General features: G+C 49.0%; 18 protein-coding genes. 7 read left to right on the plus strand and 11 right to left on the minus strand.

Features of this window, described 5'->3' with window-relative positions; translation table 11 throughout:
* Positions 1-182 precede the first annotated feature (182 nt).
* Positions 183-2,159 (plus strand): methyl-accepting chemotaxis protein, encoded by a 1,977-nt coding sequence (locus tag HA050_RS03100; RefSeq protein WP_166821878.1) that lies wholly within the window; start codon positions 183-185, stop codon positions 2,157-2,159.
* A 232-nt stretch (positions 2,160-2,391) separates the two neighbouring features.
* Here HA050_RS03100 and HA050_RS03105 read toward each other — a convergent pair whose 3' ends face one another.
* A complete protein-coding gene (locus HA050_RS03105; RefSeq protein WP_099396701.1) occupies positions 2,392-3,174 on the minus strand; it encodes a MetQ/NlpA family ABC transporter substrate-binding protein in 783 nt (260 codons plus the stop codon).
* A 248-nt stretch (positions 3,175-3,422) separates the two neighbouring features.
* On the opposite strand from HA050_RS03105, the gene HA050_RS03110 reads away from it, so the two are divergent.
* Positions 3,423-4,157: a YoaK family protein gene (locus HA050_RS03110; RefSeq protein ID WP_166821881.1), complete on the plus strand. Its 735-nt coding sequence runs from the start codon at positions 3,423-3,425 to the stop codon at positions 4,155-4,157.
* Between the two features lie 41 nt (positions 4,158-4,198).
* Here the strand turns inward: HA050_RS03110 and HA050_RS03115 are convergent, their stop codons facing one another.
* The 9 genes from HA050_RS03115 to HA050_RS03155 all read right to left on the minus strand — a co-directional run bounded on the left by HA050_RS03115 (position 4,199) and on the right by HA050_RS03155 (position 12,698).
* The gene (locus HA050_RS03115) at positions 4,199-5,311 is read right to left on the minus strand and encodes a quaternary amine ABC transporter ATP-binding protein (RefSeq protein WP_099396699.1); all 1,113 of its coding nucleotides are present in this window, start codon (positions 5,309-5,311) and stop codon (positions 4,199-4,201) included.
* On the minus strand, positions 5,308-6,141 hold the full coding sequence (locus tag HA050_RS22450; RefSeq protein WP_205836265.1) for an ABC transporter permease: 834 nt from the start codon (positions 6,139-6,141) through the stop codon (positions 5,308-5,310). The genes HA050_RS03115 and HA050_RS22450 overlap by 4 nt, the downstream gene beginning before the upstream one ends.
* Before the next feature lie 92 nt (positions 6,142-6,233).
* Entirely contained in the window at positions 6,234-7,226 is a 993-nt protein-coding gene (locus tag HA050_RS03125) for a choline ABC transporter substrate-binding protein (RefSeq protein ID WP_205836266.1), read from the minus strand.
* On the minus strand, positions 7,190-7,369 hold the full coding sequence (locus HA050_RS03130) for a hypothetical protein (RefSeq protein ID WP_166821887.1): 180 nt from the start codon (positions 7,367-7,369) through the stop codon (positions 7,190-7,192). The genes HA050_RS03125 and HA050_RS03130 overlap by 37 nt, the downstream gene beginning before the upstream one ends.
* Before the next feature lie 134 nt (positions 7,370-7,503).
* Positions 7,504-8,610: a VanZ family protein gene (locus HA050_RS03135; RefSeq protein ID WP_166821890.1), complete on the minus strand. Its 1,107-nt coding sequence runs from the start codon at positions 8,608-8,610 to the stop codon at positions 7,504-7,506.
* A 46-nt stretch (positions 8,611-8,656) separates the two neighbouring features.
* Positions 8,657-9,715, minus strand: a complete 1,059-nt coding sequence (locus tag HA050_RS03140; RefSeq protein ID WP_166821893.1) for an ABC transporter substrate-binding protein — start codon at positions 9,713-9,715, stop codon at positions 8,657-8,659.
* A 183-nt stretch (positions 9,716-9,898) separates the two neighbouring features.
* A complete protein-coding gene (locus HA050_RS03145) occupies positions 9,899-10,672 on the minus strand; it encodes an ABC transporter permease (RefSeq protein ID WP_099396695.1) in 774 nt (257 codons plus the stop codon).
* Positions 10,665-11,600: an ABC transporter permease gene (locus HA050_RS03150; RefSeq protein ID WP_115225547.1), complete on the minus strand. Its 936-nt coding sequence runs from the start codon at positions 11,598-11,600 to the stop codon at positions 10,665-10,667. Before HA050_RS03150 ends, HA050_RS03145 begins: the two co-directional genes overlap by 8 nt.
* 9 nt (positions 11,601-11,609) lie before the next feature.
* Positions 11,610-12,698, minus strand: coding sequence for an ABC transporter ATP-binding protein (locus tag HA050_RS03155; protein WP_166821895.1), 1,089 nt, complete (start codon positions 12,696-12,698; stop codon positions 11,610-11,612).
* A gap of 92 nt (positions 12,699-12,790) precedes the next feature.
* Between HA050_RS03155 and HA050_RS03160 the strand changes: the two genes are divergently transcribed.
* The 5 genes from HA050_RS03160 to HA050_RS03180 all read left to right on the plus strand — a co-directional run bounded on the left by HA050_RS03160 (position 12,791) and on the right by HA050_RS03180 (position 17,983).
* Positions 12,791-13,201 carry a hypothetical protein gene (locus HA050_RS03160; RefSeq protein WP_166821898.1) on the plus strand — a complete coding sequence of 137 codons (411 nt, stop codon included), beginning with the start codon at positions 12,791-12,793 and terminating at the stop codon, positions 13,199-13,201.
* A gap of 149 nt (positions 13,202-13,350) precedes the next feature.
* Entirely contained in the window at positions 13,351-14,688 is a 1,338-nt protein-coding gene (locus tag HA050_RS03165; protein WP_166821901.1) for an HD-GYP domain-containing protein, read from the plus strand.
* A complete protein-coding gene (locus HA050_RS03170; protein ID WP_166821904.1) occupies positions 14,685-16,235 on the plus strand; it encodes a putative bifunctional diguanylate cyclase/phosphodiesterase in 1,551 nt (516 codons plus the stop codon). The genes HA050_RS03165 and HA050_RS03170 overlap by 4 nt, the downstream gene beginning before the upstream one ends.
* Positions 16,236-16,277: 42 nt before the next feature.
* Positions 16,278-17,597 carry a deoxyguanosinetriphosphate triphosphohydrolase gene (locus HA050_RS03175; protein WP_166821907.1) on the plus strand — a complete coding sequence of 440 codons (1,320 nt, stop codon included), beginning with the start codon at positions 16,278-16,280 and terminating at the stop codon, positions 17,595-17,597.
* A 92-nt stretch (positions 17,598-17,689) separates the two neighbouring features.
* Positions 17,690-17,983, plus strand: coding sequence for a hypothetical protein (locus HA050_RS03180; RefSeq protein WP_166821910.1), 294 nt, complete (start codon positions 17,690-17,692; stop codon positions 17,981-17,983).
* Between the two features lie 174 nt (positions 17,984-18,157).
* On the opposite strand, the gene HA050_RS03185 is transcribed toward HA050_RS03180, so the two are convergent.
* On the minus strand, positions 18,158-18,757 hold the full coding sequence (locus HA050_RS03185; RefSeq protein ID WP_166821913.1) for an OmpW/AlkL family protein: 600 nt from the start codon (positions 18,755-18,757) through the stop codon (positions 18,158-18,160).
* Positions 18,758-19,017 lie beyond the last annotated feature (260 nt).

A 19,017-nucleotide genomic window follows, 5' to 3' on the forward strand; every position in this document is an offset into this window, starting at 1 on the left:
ACCGCCTATACCCATCCTGGGATCATCTTTGTTGCAGTGCACTTCTTTTTGAATAATAACGATAACTGTAATTTTTACGCATGAAATTGCAGATTGTTCAATCAAAAATACAAAGCATTAAGTAATTTATGACGGAGTTTTCCTAAATAAATCTTACTTAGTGATGTGAAGGAGCCTCTGCCATGACGCTTATCCGCCACGATTCACTAATCGTCCGCCTTAATTTAGTGCTGCTGGCGCTGCTGATTATTCTGTTTGGGGGGCTGTTCTGGGGCTTATCCAGCGGGCTGGAACAGCGTCTTACGCATACGGCCAGAGCCAATCTGCACACCACCAATCAATCTCTTGTTGATCTTTTAGCAGCCTACCGCGCCAATCTGGATCGATCGGCTTCCAGCCTTAATGCTGTCTGGGCCAGTAATTTCAGCCCGGATTGGGATCTTCATGAGGGCAAGCTGCTCAACGATGGCAAAATCATACTCGATGGCAATGAGCGGGCAGACCGCTTTACTCAAATCACCGGCTCTGTAGCCACAATCTTTATCAGAGAAGGACAGGATTTTCGCCGTCTGGCCACTTCGCTCACCAAAGCTGACGGCACACGCTCCACTGGCACCTTACTTGGAGATGCTCATCCTGCCCGGCTTGGCTTACTCAGTGGCAAGCCCTATGTAGGTGTAGCCAATCTTTTTGGCCATGACTATATGACCGTTTACCGCCCCATCAAAAACAAGCAGGGTGAAATCGTTGGCAGCCTGTTTATTGGCTTTGATTTCTCCTTGGGCATGGCCGATTTAAAAAAGAAAATCGCCGCCATCAGGCTGGGCGAAAGTGGCTATTTGCTGATTATTGATGCAGGTAAAAACGCAGGTAAAGCGCTAGTCCACCCCACCATGGCCAATAAGGATCTGCTAAAAGACCCTGATGCCCAAAGCTATATCCAGACAATGCTCAAACAAGGGGAAGGGCAAATAGTTTATAGCGACAAGGGCGAAGCCAGGGAGGCATCTTTTGCAAGACTAAATGACCCCAACTGGCTGATTGTCAGCACGCAAAGCCAAAAAGAAGTCCTGGCCGATGCCAGATGGACGCATGATCTCATTCTGATTGCCTGCATTGTCGGTGCCTTATTGCTCTCTGTTTCGCTGCATCTGGCTTTATCCCGGTGGTTAAAACAGCCGCTTTTAATTGCCATTCGCCATATAGAAAGATTAGCCAATGGCGATTTCAGCGGCCATATTCCACATCCTCGCAATGATGAAATTGGCGATCTGCTCAATGCCTTTGAAAAAATGCAGGAGCAATTACTCAAGCTATTCGTGGATACGAAAGAAAGTGCCGACCATCTGTTGCGGGGCGCCGAGCAAATCAGCAGCAGCTCGGAGCAAGTTTCAGGCGGAGCCAAAGAGCAAAGCGAAGCCGCAGCCAGCATGGCATCGGCAGTACAAGAGCTGACCGTCAGTATTAATCTTGTTGCCAATAATGCGCGTGATGCCCATCTCACCTCTACCGAATCAGGCCGTGTTTCCAATGAAGGCGGCGAGGTAATCCAGCAAACGGTGGCGGGTATTCAGGCGATAGCCTCCACAGTACGCATTGCCTCTGATAGCGTGGCCGAGCTGAATGAATACGCCATGCAAATTGCTGGCATCGCCAATGTCATCAAAGAAATTGCCGATCAAACTAATTTGCTGGCACTAAACGCCGCAATTGAAGCGGCCCGGGCGGGTGACACAGGCCGCGGTTTTGCCGTGGTGGCAGATGAAGTGCGTAAATTGGCCGAGCGCACCACCTCCAGCACTTTTGAAATTGGCAAAATGATAGAAAAAATCCAAACCGGCACCAGTAACGCCGTCCAAAATATGAGCCAGGGCGTAATTGAAGTAGAAAAAGGGATGGTACTCGCCAATCAGGCTGGGGAAGCCATCAGGAAAATCCGCGAAGGATCGCTGAAAGTGATGAATGTGGTCATGGAAATCAGCCAGGCGCTTAAAACGCAAACCAGCATGGCCAATAGCGTGGCAGGCAATGTAGACCGCATTGCACAAATGAGCGTAGAAAACAGCCGCGCCGTTGAAGAATCAGCCCATACCGCGCATTCATTAAGAGATCTCGCCAGCCGCATGGATTTGGCTGTGGCACATTTTAAATTAAGTTAATAGATAACAACTCAGGCGTGCACGAAAACCCAAATATTGAACCACAGAGAATGCTTCGGCCCCAGAGTTTCACAAAAAAAAAGCGGATTGGTAATTAACTGCCGCAGGTTGGGTTACGCTGATTATCACCGCTAAAACTGCGATGATAATCAGCTCACCCAACCTACATTTATATATGCAGACCAATATGCGCAAATGATAAAAATATTGAATTACGCAGGCCTGCACACAATTAAAACGCTGGAACCACTGCGCCTGCGTATTTGCCTTCGATAAAGGTTTTAACTTGCTGGCTGGTTAAAGCTGCGGCCAGTTTTTTAATTGCGGCGCTGTCTTTATTATCCGGGCGGGCAACCAGGTAATTTACATAAGGCGAGCTGCGGTCTTCCAGAGCTAATGAATCTTTAACCGGATTAAGCTTGGCTTCCAATGCGTAATTAGTATTGATCAGCGCTAAATCAACCTGATCCAATACGCGTGCCAGCATTGCAGCATCCAGCTCTTTAAACTTCAATTGCTTTGGATTTTCGCTGATGTCTTTAGGTGTGGACAAAGCATTTGTCGGGTCTTTCAGTTTTAATAAACCTGCTTTTTGCAGCAGTAATAAAGCGCGGCCACTATTGCTGCCTTCATTAGGAATAGCAACGGTTGCGCCATTGGGTAAATCTTTTAATGATTTATATTTACGTGAATAAGCGCCAAATGGCTCTACGTGCACGCCCGCCACAATCACCAAATGTGTGCCCTTACCTTTATTAAAGTTATCTAAATAAGGCTTGGTCTGAAAGTAATTGGCATCAATATTTTTTTGATCGACTTGCAGATTAGGCTGCACATAATCGGTAAATACTTTGATCTGCAAATCCACGCCTTCTTTGGCCAATTGTGGTTTTACCAATTCCAGGATTTCTGCATGAGGCACAGCCGTTGCAGCAATAGTGAGTTTTTCTGCAGCTTGTGCAAAGCCAGTTGCCAATAAAGCCGCCAAAGCGCTAAGAACCAGAGTTTTTTTCATTTTAATTCCTTCAGATTGGTGTGAGGCTGTGTCTTGATCTGTCTGAAGTCTAACAAGCATTATTCACACGAAGAAGAACTATTAAATAACTTACATATAACAAAACAAACTATAAATTCATTTTAGCCGCAAATCATGGCCGCCTCTAAAAAGACCCGCAAAGGCATGCAAGGGTAATGTTGGCAACATGGCAGAAGCATGAAGGCGAGTACAATTGCAGCACCGAAAGCATTTTAATAAAAGCTGACATGCCCATTCACTACCTGCGCACCCTTACCGCGCCAGAGCGCACCGATCGCAATAATCTTCACCTTGGGATTACCCTTTGTTTTGTAGCGGGCGCTACCAATGCAGGGGGCTTTTTGGCCGTGGGCCAGTACACATCGCATATGACGGGGATTTTATCGGGGCTGGCCGATAACTGGGTGCTGGGTAATTCCAGGCTGATCATTGCTGCAGTGGCCAGCTTGCTGATGTTTATGGCGGGGGCCATCACCTCTACCCTGCTGATAAACTGGGCGCGCCGCCGTGGCAGCCGCAGCTTATATGCCGAACCACTGATGCTGGAAGCTTTGCTTCTGCTGTGCTTTGGCCTGCTGGGCGGGCAGCTTGATTCCCACTCCCCTGGCCTTGTTTCGCTGACTATGCTGCTGCTGTGTTTTATTATGGGCCTGCAAAACGCCATCATTACCAAGATTTCTAAAGCCGTGATTCGCACCACGCACCTGACCGGTTTAATCACCGATATCAGCATCGAGCTTGGGCGATTGATTTACTGGAACCGCAATCCAAGCACGCCAGAACATATCAAGGTGCTTTGCGACCGTACCCATTTAAAAGTGCAAGCCAGCCTGGTTATGGCGTTTTTTTGTGGCGCGCTGCTGGGTGCCTTCGGCTTCAGCCATCTTGGCTTTAGCTCAACCATATTCCTGGCGCTAATTCTGGCGATTCTTTCTATCGGGCCGCTGATTGAAGATTTTTAGATCTGCCTGAGCCTGCCTCCGGAACAGGATGATCTGCCCCCCTAAGCAGCCTGCCCCAGGATCGCCCGCGACATTTGTGCCCCAGACAAGCAGCCTACCAGCTTGCCATCTTGCGCCAGAATCAGCTCGCAGCCAGTCTGGGCATAAACCGCAAAGGCCTCGCGCAGCCGGATATCCGCATCCACCACGGTAGGTTTGGCACGCAGTAAGGATAAAGGCTCTGGCGCATGCCAGTATTGCACCGCAGAGCGTGCATTCTGTGCGCCAGACATGATCTGCTCCAGGCCAGGAAAATGGCCGGGCCGCATCAGGCTGGCGGCAGACAGCACATTCAGCGGATTACTATGTTTTACAAACTGGCGAACATAATCATCAGCCGGCTGAAACATAATCTCTTGTGGTGTGCCATTTTGCACAATCTGCCCATCACGCAGGATGGCAATGTGCGAGCCCAGCTTTAATGCTTCGTCCATATCATGGCTGACAAAAACAATGGTTTTACGCAGTGTTTTTTGCAAGCTGAGTAATTCATCCTGCAGCTGATTACGAATCAGCGGATCAAGCGCCGAAAAGGGCTCGTCCATCAGTAAAATATCGCTATCCACTGCCAGCGCCCGTGCTAATCCTACCCTTTGCTGCATGCCGCCAGACAGCTCGGCAGGCAACGCATAACGCCTGCGCCCCAGCCCTACCTGCTCCAGCACGGTATCCACACGGCGCTTGCTTTCTTTGGCGCTCAGTTGCAAAGCATGCAAGCCAAAGGCTACGTTTTCTTCCACATTCAGCCAGGGCATCAGCGCAAAGTTTTGAAACACCATGGCAATGCCACGGGTACGCACCTCCCGCAGCTGCCTGGCCGGGCAATTAGCCATATCCACTTCTGCCCCGGCACAGCGCACGGTCAGCTGGCCGCGGCTGATTGGATTTAAACCATTAATCGCCCTGAGCAGGCTGGATTTTCCTGAGCCAGACAAGCCCATCAGCACACACATTTCGCCCTCTTCTACCCGCAGGCAGGCATCACGCACTGCTACTAACTGACCGGTACGGTCAAAAATATCATCGCGCGACAGCGCCTGATCAATCAGCGGGAAAGCGGCTTCAGGCTGCTGGCCGAATACTTCATCGACATGGTCAAAACAAATGGCGCTCATCGTTTTTCTCTTGATAAAGAATTGGACTGACAGAGGCGATCGAGCATGATCGCCAGTAAAACGATCGCTAAACCCGCCTCAAAACCCAGGGCCATATCGGCGGTATTTAAGGCACGAACAACAGGCTGGCCCAATCCTTCTGCCCCCACTAAGGCTGCAATCACCACCATAGAGAGCGATAACATAATGCACTGCGTTAAGCCAGCGGCAATACCGGGCATGGCAGCGGGCAGCTCCACCCGCCACAGCCGGGCTAAAGGAGAATAACCAAAGGCCTTAGCCGCTTCTAATAGTGGAGGCGGAATATCACGCAAACCCAGATAAGTCAGCCGCACAGGGGCAGGCAGGGCAAAAATAATGGTAGAGACCATCGCAGGCACGATGCCCAGGCCAAATAACATTAAGGTAGGAATCAGATACACAAAGGTAGGGATGGTCTGCATCAAATCCAGCAGAGGATGAAGCACCCGATAAACCCAGGGCCGGTGCGCCGCCGCAATACCTAAGGGCACACCGATCAGCATACAGATTGCAGAGGCCAGAGCAACTTGCACCAGCGTTTGCAGTGTGGCCTCACGATAAGCCAGATTGTCGATCAGAATCAGGGCTAATGCTGAAAACAGCGTTAAGCCCCAACTTCGTCGTAAACGATAAATCAAAAATGTGGCGATAAAAAGCAGGAGCAATGGCGGGCAAGCGACCAACACACGGGTCATCGCCTGCACCGCACTTTCAAGCCCATCACTAAAAAAGGCAAGCCCACCGGCTGCAGGCTCAGTCAGCCGTGCTACACCGGCTGCTACCCACTGACCTATTGGTAATTTATCCACGAGGCTCTCCCACATCATCGGCAGATGAGCTGCCAGGAACTGTCTTTTTCCCGGCAGCAGCGGTGGATTTATCCCTTAAATACACAATCATCCTAGCGAGCATCCGACACCACGGCAGATTGATTCAACCAGGCTTTTAATACCGGCACAGCAGGCTGGCCGTTAAAACTATTTACCCCGCTTAACCAGGGTGTCCAGATGGCCGGGTTTTGGCTCAGCCACTGACGGGCCGCTACTTTAGCGTCCTGCTTCTGATCCAGAATCTGCCCCATCAGCTTGTTTTCAATTTCGGTGCTGAATGAGATATTTTTCAGCAAACGGCCAACATTAGGGCATTGCTTTGCGTAAGCAGAGCGGGTGGTGGTATGCACGGTTGCACCGCCCAGATTAGGCCCGAAGTAAGCATCGCCCCCTTCCAGATAACGCAGTTTTAAATTGCGGTTCATCGGGTGCGGCTCCCAGCCCAAAAACACCACCCATTGCTGCTTTAAAGCTGCGCGTTTAACCTGGGTAAGCATGCCCGCTTCGCTGGATTCCACCAATTTAAAATCCTGCAAACCAAAGGCTTTATCTTTAATCATGCTGCTGATCAGGCGATTGCCATCGTTGCCCGCTTCAATGCCATAAATACGTTTGGCAAAGCGATCAGAAAACTTAGCGATATCACTAAAGTGACGCACCCCGGCCTGATACACATATTCAGGCACAGCCAGTGTGTATTTTGCGCCTGTCAGATTGGTGCGCAGCACTTCTACACTGCCATTTTTTAAATAAGGATCAATGTCGTTTTTCATTGTGGGCATCCAATTGCCCAGAAAAACATCGATATCCTGCGTCTGCATCGCGTGAAAGGTAACGGGCACGGAGAGCATTTTAATTTCGGACTGATAGCCCAGCGCGGCAAGCATCTCGCTGGTGAGCGCAGTCGTTGCCGTAACGTCCGTCCAGCCCACATCAGAAAAGCGCACTGTTTTACAGGCAGCGGGCTCAGCGGCATAGCCTGCAACGCTGGAAAAGAAGAGAGCAGTTAAAAGTAAGCGCGGCATAATCATAATTGGCGCAACTTTGCCACGATAAAGCGGCATAACTTTTGCAAAACCGGTCTTAGTTCAGGAGCAGCCCCTGCCGAACTGGCGCTAAAGCGCGAAGCCAGCATAAAACGCACTGGTGCAGCTTGGGAAACGTCTTCACGACGCGTATTGACCATCGAACCATAAAGCAGACTCATCGCACTCATCCTTCCAGAAGGAAAATGTATGTATGAATGCTAAAGGTCTGCTTGTAAAAATGAGGTAAATAAATTGATGGGCAGTATAAAGACGCTATAAAAACGCCTGAATAACTAAAAACAGATCTCCCGGTTTACCAGGATTCTTCACGCGGAGCACGAATAGACAGCCACAGCAGCAAAGCAATTGCACCATAGGGCCACAGATCACTGATCACAGCCGACAAACCATTGAAATGCAGCAAATGCCCGTAATGCCAGCGGAACAGCGGCAAAGTAGCCGACAGCTGCGGAGTAAGCGGCCAAAACCAGCCAATCACCAGAGTAGCGATCAGCGCCAGCGCCCCCACTAAGGCCCGCAGCCGCCGGTTTAATCGCCACAGCAGCACTAAGGCCAGCGTGCCCAGCAGGCCACCTGCCACGATATTGATATTAATCCAGGCAAAAAACTGAGCGGGCTTGAGCAAAAGCCCGGCAAAACCCAGCTTAAGCAGCAGCGCCGTCAGCAAGGTAAAGCGGATCGCCTTCGGGCTTTGCCAGGTATGGCGCACCAGGACCGACACAAATAAAGCCACCCCCAAAAAGTGCAGCATCATGCCGCCGCCTTCCAGCAGTCTTAAAAACAGCTTGGCATTTTGCATCGGCGATTCAAAAGGCTGTGGCAGGCCGGGGGATTCAACCACTACGCCCAAAAAAGGCTGGGATGGATCCAGCTGAGTAATAAACCAAAGTACCAGCCAGGTTGTGCCCCACTCCACGGCAGGGCCAGGTGCAAACCATGCATGGCGGGCAGCCAGCCAGCGGTTTTGCCAGTAACGGTTACCTAAAATCAGCGCCAGCAGCACACCAAGCAGTGCGCCAAAACTATTACTCAGAATATCCAGATTAGAGGCCACACGGCCAGGCAAAAATTGCTGAATAAACTCGACGGTTGACGACAAAGCCAGGCCGGACAATGCCGCTAAAAAGCTGCCATAGCGAAGATGGCGCAATGAAATGGCCATACTAAAACCCAGAGGCAAATAGGCCAGCACATTGATGGTGTTATCAAAAAAAGTGAAATAGTAAGGCAGAGGATAGGCATAAAAAGCCCAAACCGGCTCCCCTGTAAAACGCCAGCCATTAAAGGGGTAGAGGCTGACCACCAGAATCACCAGCGCCGAGCAGAAGGCAATATAACGAGGCACTCTGGTCGGAGTAATTCGCCTGGCGAGATAGCTGATGTTGAGGGAATGTCTCATTCAAGAAAAGGGAGAGCCGCATTTTTGCAGCTCTCCTTATTGCCCCTTATTTAGAGGTTTTAACCTGAGTCCACAAACGGCTTAAATCACGACGTTGCTTGGCATCAAGCGGTTTAAGCTGCTGCAGTTTCTTTAATGCGGCTTCATCCGGGAATACGGCCGTATTCTTTTTCATTTCAGCGTTCACAAACGGCGCAGCTGCACTGTTTGGATTACCCGTACCCACCATATTGGTCAGCTCGCTCGAATTTTTACCTTCCAGCATAAAGTTAACAAACTTATGCGCGAGATCCGGGCGTGGAGCAGATTTGAGCACCATCATATTGTCCACAGACAGAGTGTTACCTTCTTTTTGCAAACCGTAGCTGACGGTGAAGGCACGCTTGGCTGTTTTGGCATCGGTAGCAGCCTGGAACATATCACTGGAATAACCATGAGCGACCCAGATATTGCCCAGCGTTAATTCCTTGATATAGCTTTGTGAATTAAACGCAGCCCAGAATGGCTTGGCTTTAATAATGGTTTCTTGCGCTTTTTTCCATTCTTCCGGCTTGGTGGAGTTTGGAGAAAAACCGTTATACATCAGGGATGCTGCAAATAATTCATTGGCATCATCCAGTACCGTAACCTTGCCTTTAATTTTAGCCAGGATCGCCGGATCAAAAATAAGCGACCATGAATTTGGCTCGATGCCCAGCTCTTTTAGCTTGGTTTGATTAAAGCCCAGCAAGGTAGTGGTAAAGGAATAAGGCAGGGAGAATTGATTACCCGGATCAAACTGACTATTTAAAAAGGTAGGGTTCACATTTTTGATATTGCTCAGCTTGGATTTATCCAGCGGCTGCACCATGCCCTGCTTAATCAATGGCGGCATTGCAAAACCTGTAGGCACGACCACGTCGTAGCCTTTAGCACCAGCGCTCAGCTTGGCCAGCATTTCTTCCATTGCACCATAGTAATCCTGCACTACGCGGCATTTACATTCTGTCTGGAAGCGTTTGACCGTTTCTGGCGCAATATAATTGTTCCAGTTGTAAACGTGGAGCACTTCTTCGGCATTTGCCATATTGGCTGCCAGTAAAAGCGTGAATAATAATTTCTTCATGTCTCAAACACTCCAAAGCAGTTGAATAAAAAGACCCGCTGATTATGCCTTATTTTGTACAATCCATTTCAGGTGCCTGCACAAATGTTGCTGATCTGCCATAAGCATAAAAAAATCAGAACATATGTGCATTAAATAGCACCGAAACAGCGCAAGCGGGCCATGCCCGCCCCGCTCAAAACATTACTTCGCCCTTAAAGCGCCTGGTGCTAATTTACCTGCAATCAGAATCAAAGCCAGAGTAAGCAACATCAGTAAAGTAGAAATCGCATTCACTTCTGGTGTAACGGCAATTCTGATCATCGAATAAATTTGCAGCGGTAAAGTAGAAGCACCTGCCCCGGCAGTAAAGAAAGTAATCACAAAATCATCAATCGATAAAGTGAATGCCATTAAAGCACCTGCAATAATCCCCGGCATAATTAAAGGCATGGTAATTAAGCGAAATGCCTGCAGCGGCGTTGCACCCAAATCACGCGCAGCCTCTACCAGGGCTTCATCCATACCCTGCAAACGGGAACGCACCACAATCGCCACAAAACCAATACAAAAAGCAATATGCGCCAGCGTGACCGAAAACAAACCTAAGGTCATATTCAGCATTACAAAAAACATTAACAGCGATACGCCCATTAATATTTCAGGGATTGCGATCGGCGTGAGCACTAAAACCGGTAATAGGCGCAGCTTGTATTTATACATTGCCATGCCCGCTAAAGTGCCAAAAATAGTGGCAAAGAAGCTGGTAATCACAGCAATTAATAAAGAGTTGCGGGCAGCAACCAGCATTTGCTCATCATTAAATAAAATGCGATACCACTTGAATGTAAAACCAACCCATTCGGCATTTAAGCGTGAATCATTAAATGAATACACCACCACAATCACCAGTGGTAAATACAAAAAACCATAGGTTAATAAGGCCACGGCCCACAGCCATTTACTTTGCTTAGTCATGTTGTTTTTTCCTTCCACGACTAATCAAGGTCGCCAATACCGCCAGCAGTAACACCCCACCCGTGAGCATAATTGACAGGGTCGAACCAAATGGCCAGTCACGGCTATCAAGGAACTGCTGTTTTATTAAATTACCCACCATAATGCCATCGGTGCCGCCCACCAGATCAGGCACGGCAAACATGCCCAGAGCCGGAATAAATACTAAAGCTGCGCCTGCCCAGACACCCGGCAGGGATAATGGCCAGGTAATACGCCAGAAACGCTGCCAGGCCGATGCGCCCAAATCTTGCGCAGCATCCAATAGCGCCATATCGTGTTTTTCTAAATTGGCATAGAGTGGCAATACCATAAACGGTAAATGCACATACACCAGCACCACAATCACCGCAAAATGAGTAAACAGAAACTGCTGCGGGCCAATACCAAACCACGCTAATACGCTGTTCACCGTCATGGCAAAATAGCCCTGCGGCCCCAGAATAATCATCCAGGCATAAACGCGGATTAAGAAATTACTCCAGAATGGCAGAATCACCAGCAATACTAATAAATCACGGTATTTCTTCGGGCTGCGCGCAATCAGCCACGCCAGCGGATAAGCCAGAATGATACAAAACAGCGTTGTTAAGCCTGCGTACCAGAATGATTTAATAAATAATTCAACATAAACCCCGTCTTCAAAAAAACGGCTGAAGTTTTCCAGCGTTAAAAAATCACGCCAGTTTTGTGAATTAATTAAAAGCTCGCGTGCGCCTGTATCCGGGTTGATATCCACCAGCGGCATCAGCCCGCCGTATTCACCCGGGAAGCGAAACGCTGAAAAAATCATCATCAGCGTAGGCACGGCAAAAAAGATCAGCAGATATAAGAGCGGCGGGCCAGAAATCAGCCACTTCGCCAGACCTGGCGATTTTACTTTGGACATCTCGCCCCCTTAAGACAGCAAAAAGTGGCCAGCGTCATAACGCCATGCCAGCTCTACTGCATCATTGTCGTCAAAGAATTTGGCGCGGCCCGCTGCAGAATTAGGCAGCATGGCTTCAACTAAGAGACCATTTTCTAATTTCACAATATAAATAGTGACATCACCCAGATAGAGGCAGTTTTCAACCGTGCCTTTAAAGTGCACTTCATCTGCATCTGTATTATCCAGGCTGGCAGCCAGTTTGATTTTTTCAGGGCGCAAGCTCAGCGTGCCTTTCTGACCAATCGCGGCGCCTGCAACTGGCAGGGTTTCAGCAATACCCACACCGGCAATTTCAACCTGCATCCGCTCACCGGACACCGATTTAATCGTGGCATCCAGTAAATTGCACTGGCCAATAAAATCAGCCACAAAACGGCTTTTTGGATAGCTGTAGATGGTTTCAGGCGCATCCAGCTGCTCTACCTGGCCTTTATTCATCACGGCAATCCGGTGCGATAAAGCCAGCGCTTCGCCCTGATCGTGCGTCACATACACAAAGGTCACACCCACTTCTTTTTGCAGGGTGATCAGCTCCATCTGCATCTGCTCGCGTAATTTGGCATCAAGCGCAGATAAGGGCTCATCCAGCAGCAAGAGGCGCGGGCGATTCACCAAAGAGCGGGCAATGGCCACACGCTGGCGCTGGCCACCGGATAATTCATGCGGAAAACGATGGGCAAATTCCTGCAAACGCACGTCTTCCAGAATTTCTGCCACGCGAAATTTAATTTCAGCGGCTTCGGCCTTCGCCATTTTTAGCGGAAAAGCGATATTGTCTGCCACGCTCATATGCGGAAACAGCGCGTAATTTTGAAATACGGTATGTACCGGGCGCTTTTCAGGCGGCACCATGGACATATCTTGCCCATCAAGCAAAATAGCGCCTGAATCCGGCTGTTCAAAACCGGCCAGCATCCGCAATAAAGTAGTTTTGCCGCAGCCCGAAGGGCCCAGCAAAGTAAAGAATTCACCGGCTTCCACCGACAAGCTCACATGATTAACGGCAGTGAAATCGCCGAAAGTTTTTACGACGTCACGGATCTCCAGCAGGGCCATAGTCTTCTCACAAAAAAACGGTCGCCATTTTAACAAAAACTTACCCGCGGGGGAGTTTTTCTAAGCGCAAAAATCAGCCTTCATCATAGAAAATGAAAACATCTTATTGGGTTAAAATAATACCGATTGCCCATAACGCCCTTCAATCGGCGACTAAGGGCGATAACACGAATTCAGGCCGCTTTTTTTCACTCTTCCAAACCAGAAAAACAGGCATTATTTACAGGAAAAATAAGCCCGGGCAGCGTGCAAAAAAGCACGCTATTTCGCTCTGCCAGCCCGGCAAAGCGCGCGATACCAGCCTTAACGGCCTTGGAATACTAAAAAGTATTACAATAAATTTATTAATTGCGATTAATATTAAATCTGCATTTACTATATTTACCTATACACACAATAGGGCACTTCAATACTTTGATCGCGAATATCTGTATGCAAAAAATAATAGCCGGATATCGCGGCAAGTATTCCTTACTGCTATGAATCATTTACAATCACGCTAATGACGCATTTGAAACAAGGGCAAGTGCTTGCTTACAATCAGCAAATAGCGCTTTGCAAGCAAATACTTAGCTTTGCTCCAGACGACTGGCAGGCCAAGTCAGCAAAAGCCAAATATGCAGCCCTAAACCCTTAGCACAGACCTATACAATTGGAAACACGCCTTCCCGTCACAGCTTTGCAAGCTGGTTTATTTATTAGCGAACTCGATCGCCCGTGGCTGGACACGCCTTTTTTGCTGGAAGGCTTTCTGCTTGAAACTCCTGAGCACCTCTCACAGCTCCAGGAATACTGCAAGTTTGTTACGGTTAACCTGGATCGCTCGGTGGGTGGCAAAGAGCGCTGGGCATATTTAAGCGATCAAAAGTTCAATTCAGAGCCGCTTGTCCCGCACATCCAATACCAAACCATAGAAATTAAAGAACAAATTACCCTGCTTAAAGAATTACGTCAGCGCTTTGCACTTTGGTCCCAGGGCAAAAACAGCAAGGCAGACACGGCTTGGGTTGAACCTAAAATTATTATTTATGCAGACAGCACGCCAATTAAGCGGGAAATTCCCCATGCTCAGGCCGTACATCGTCTGGCCAGTGATGTCATTGAAGCGGCAATGGAGGCCATCAGCAAAGATCTGCAACCCAGGGTAGAAGCCATCAATGATGTTGTTTCCGAAATGGTGGATTCAATTATCCGAAATCCCAGCGCCCTGCTCTGGCTGTCGCAACTCAAAGCCACCGACAACTATGCTTACGGACATGCGCTGGATACCGCTGTTTATATGCTGGCCTTTGGCCGGCACCTTGGCTATCCGCAGGAAGACCTGCATAAGCTGGGGTTTGCTGGCTTAATGCTGGATATTGGCAAAATGAAACTGCCGGAAAACCTGCTTAAACACAGCGGCTCTTATTCGCCGGGCGAGTTTTCCATGATGAAAACGCATGTCTGGCACAGCCTGGATATTCTGAACCAAATTAAAGAAGTGCCCCTTGATGTCTACGATATGGTGGCGCGTCACCACGAGCGCATCGATGGCAGCGGCTATCCGGCCGGATTAAAAGGTGAAAGTATCGGTTTGTTTTCCTGTATGGCGGGTATTGTGGATTGCTATACCGCCCTGACCAGCGATCGCAATCACGCCGAAACAAAAAACAACCACTCCGCCTTACAGCTCTTATATAAATGGAGTGATAAATACTTTCACCAGGCGCTGGTGGAGCAATTTGCCCAGTGCATTGGTATTTTCCCCGTCGGCACACTGGTTGAGCTGAGCAGTGGCGATATCGGTATTGTGGCCGGGCAAAACCGCAGCAGAAGGCTCAAGCCTAAAGTCCTTTTAATCTTAGGCCCGGATAAGCAGCCCCATGCCCGGCCCAATTTATTAGATTTAATGATTAATCCGGCAATGAATGCCGGGCAGGAAATCTGCATTCGCAGAGAATGGCCACAGGGCAGCTTTAATATCGATCCTAAGGAGTATTTCCTGGGATGAAAGAGCCCCTCACTATCGATCTTGCTATTCTCGCCAGCTATACGCCTGAAGAGCCGGATGTACTGATCCCTAAGCTTGAAGCCATGGTGCAAGCGCACTGTCAGCCCGCAGATGAAGCACTCTACAATGAATATTTTCGGGCACTGATTCAGGGTGAAGCGATTGCCCTGTGGCCCCAGCTCAGCCCTCATGGTTTAAGCCAGTCGACTCTGCTTTTATTAGGCTGGCGCGAGCTGATTTTGCACCATATGCCAGCAGAAGCCGACGCGCTGATTAACCGGCTGTGTTTTACCGAGCTTGAAAAAACGCGGCAGCATATACAGGCCCTCACCCCCTTACAAACCAGCACGCCCGCTCATGGCTTAGAACATGCAAAATTGCATTCTCAGCCCGAGCGTAATATTGCCCTGCTCTATATCGAGCTTGGCCATATTGAATCTTTGCGCCTAAACGCCAGCCAGCAGCTCAATGACATGCTGCGCCAGGAAGACAAACTTTATCCACTGGAAGGTGGCCTGTTAATGATTCTGCCTAATATGGCAGGCGAAGGGCATTCCTTGCTGGCGGCGGACAGGGCGCAAAAACTACTGAAGCAATCATTTACAGAGTGGGCAATCAGCCCGCGTATTGGCATCGCTTTATGGCCGGATCATGGGCAAACGGCCAAGCAGCTGATACTGGCAGCCCAGTCTGCCGCTAAGCTATGCAGCAATGAAGAGCCATCTGTTTATCAGGCTAAACGGGATATTCAGGGCCGTCTGCTGAATAAGCTGGAACAGCCACTCAGAGATGCGCTGGCACAAAACCGCTTTCATCTGGCCTTTCAGCCGCAGATTCAGCCCGGCCCCAATGGCCCTGTTTACAAAGGCGCCGAAGCGCTGCTGCGCTGGCAGGATGCAGGGCTTGGCGCAATCCGCCCCGATGAAGCCGTGCTGGTTGCCGAGCTGCTTGGCCTGATGCCGCAACTAACCCGCTGGGTGATCCACACTGCATTACGGGAGTTTTCTAAATTAAGCAAAATGGGGCTCAAGGGAAGTTTAAGCATCAATCTCACGCCTTCCAATCTGCTGGATTCGCGCCTTGCTCAAGAAGTTGAAAATGCGCTGCAGCTGTGGAATATCCCCGGTGAGCGGATTATTTTCGAAATCACAGAATCGGCAGCCATCGAAGATCTGGAAGCCACGATCAGCAGCCTGCACGCGCTGAAAGCGCTGGGCTGTAAATTAGCACTGGATGACTTTGGTACGGGCTATGCATCGCTTTCTTACTTAAAGCGCCTGCCCATTGATGAGTTAAAAATCGATCAAAGCTTTATCCGTACCATTACACAAAACAATATAGATTCACATATTGTTGAAAGCGTCATTAAGCTGTCTCACACCCTGGGCCTGAGCGTAGTGGCCGAAGGGGTAGAAGATAAAGCCACCCTTGAGATGCTGGTTTCCTACGATTGCAATTTAATCCAGGGATATTACTTCAGCCGCCCTCTGGCCCCCCGCGATTTAATGCAGTTTTACCGGCTGTTACAGCACTCCCGGCCAGCATAAGCAGGCCTGTGCTCAGCCTCATTCACACGAGATCAATGAATAATGAACTGGCAACAGCTGCTCAATGCCGAGCGACTCGGCGCGGTACGCAATGATTTATTCCCCCACGAATCGGGGCGCAGCGATTTTCATAAAGATCATGACCGGATTGTTTTTTCTTCACCATTTCGTCGTTTGGGCCGTAAAACACAAGTCCACCCGCTGACCGAAAATGATCATGTTCACACCCGCCTCACCCATTCAATTGAAGTCAGCTGCGTAGGCCGCAGCTTAGGGGTGATTGTCGGGCAAAGGCTGCAATATGCCCTGCCCCAGCACATTACCCCTTACGATATTGGGGCCATTGTGCAAGCCGCATGTCTGGCCCACGATATTGGCAACCCGCCCTTTGGCCATGCCGGTGAATATGCGATTCGTGATTGGTTTTGCCGTGATCAGCATGCTTATTTACTGCAAAACCTGAGTGCAAATGAGCGGCTGGATTTAATGACCTTCGAAGGAAATGCTCAGGGCTTCAGAGTGGTGACCCAGCTTGAAAACCATCGCTTTGAAGGCGGCATGCGCCTCACTTACGCCACACTTGGCACCACATTGAAATACCCCTGGACATCCAGTGATGCGACGCCCAGCGGCAAATTCAGCTGTTATCAGTCTGAACAAAACATTCTTGAAGAAATCGCTACCGAGCTGGGGCTGCCCATGCTGGGTAAAAACCGCTGGGCCCGCCATCCGCTCTCTTATCTGATGGAAGCCGCCGATGATATTTGCTATGCCATTCTTGATTTGGAAGACGGAATAGAAATCGGCATGCTGGCGTACGAGCAGGTTGAGCCGCTGCTGATTAAAATTTGTGGCGGAAAGCAAGATCTGCTTGAGCTGGAAATTGCCGCAGCCCCGTCTGCCCGGCGCAAAATATCGCTGCTGCGTGGTAAAGCCATAGAGCGCTGCATCCATGATGTGAGTGAAACATTTATGCAGCACTACACGGCCATTATGGAAGGCAAATTTCAGGGTGATTTACTCAATGCCACCCCCAGCAGTATGCGCGATGGTATTAACGCCGCCAAACAGCTGGCCCGCGACCGCATTTTTAACGAAAGACGCAAAATTGAAATCGAAGTGGGCTCCTTTACCTGCCTCGATATTCTGCTCAACGCTTTTTGCAACGCAGCCTACCAGCAGAAAGTATCACCACAGATGAGTTTCAGAATGAAACGGATTCTCGATCTGATGGAATACAACGCACCCAAAAAAGAGTGGTCACTTTATGACAGCTACAGCCGCGTACTCGACTTTATCGGCGGCATGACCGATAACTACGCCACCTATCTGGCACAACAAGTCGGTGGAATGGGACGATAAGCCTGGCTGGCTGAAATACCGCCCCGCCTTTGAGACACCTCTTTAAATTAATTAACCAGTTTGTCTGCCTTTGCAGCAGGGGAAAAAGATCAATGAAAACTTTTATGCTCACCATCGTGTGCGCCCTTAGCCTGAGCGGCTGTGCCGTTGTAGCCGTTGGTGCTGCTGCGGTCAGCGTCACCAGTACCGCCGCAGGCATAGCATGGGATGTGGGTAAAGCGGGCGTTTCCGGAGTAGCCGCCGTGGGCGGAGCTGCGGCAGATGCTTTAAGCAGCACGCCCAAACCCAGCCCGCAAGCCACAGTGCCAACAACGGCTGCTGTCACCCCAGCTCCCATTCCCCCGCTTGCAAATGAAGCAGAAGTCAGGCCATTTAAACCCGAATAAAAAGCCGGAAAGGGCATATCAGAGATGCCCTTATGATCAAATACCTGCCGGCAGCATAAAAAAATGCCGCATACGGATTGCTCCGGTACACGGCATAAACTTGAAAAATGTATTTATTAATCAGCCCGATTTAAATACATTTTTTAATTTGTCATTGATAAAAATGACTTATTTTCAGAATTTTGTACCTACACCAAAACCAAAGACCCATGGATCAATTTTTAAAGTACCCAAATCAGCGCCATTCAGGCTCACATCCGTTTTAATCCAGAGTTTTTTGACATCGACATTAATAAATACGTTTTTGCTGACGGCAAAATCGGCACCAATTTGTAATGCACCGCCAAAGCTGTTGTTATCAATACTTAAACCCTGATTGCCCGCTTTCAAATCATTATTATAAAAACGGGTGTAATTCAAACCTGCCCCTACATATGGGCGGAAAAAACTATCCGGGGTGAAGTGATATTGCACAGTGACGGTAGGAGGTAAAACAGAAACCTTACCTAAGCTGCCCAGGCTGGAGGTCACTTCGTGGCGGGTTGTGCCTAAAATTAATTCAGCACCAATGTTATTGGTGATCATATAAGTAAAATCAAGCTCACCCGTTGTTGCTGAATTTGCGCCCACATTTAATGTGCTTAATGCGCCATCGGTGCTGTCTGCAGGTGCAACATTAATGACCCGAACACGGGTCAGGATATCGCCCTGGGCCGCAAAAGAAGCGGCAGAAACCAAGCTTAATACAGCGGCTGCAATGAATGTCTTTTTCATACTCTTACTCCGGATTATATCCATAATCAAATCAGTATCTGAATGGATGCGGGCAGGGCTTTTTTCATTATTAATGCCATGCCGCGCAAATAAGGGAGTGAAATGTAGCAAATAAAAAACGACTACATTTTGAGGCAGATCAGAAAAACCACACTCAATTGCAATTTGATCTTTATTTACAAAACAAATAGCGATGATCCGTAATATGGTTTAAAACAAAAAAAAACCGCAATATAGCGGCGCAAATGTGTTTTAAACAG

Origin of the sequence: Iodobacter violaceini (assembly GCF_011601265.1) — a bacterium.
Lineage (GTDB): Bacteria > Pseudomonadota > Gammaproteobacteria > Burkholderiales > Chitinibacteraceae > Iodobacter > Iodobacter violaceini.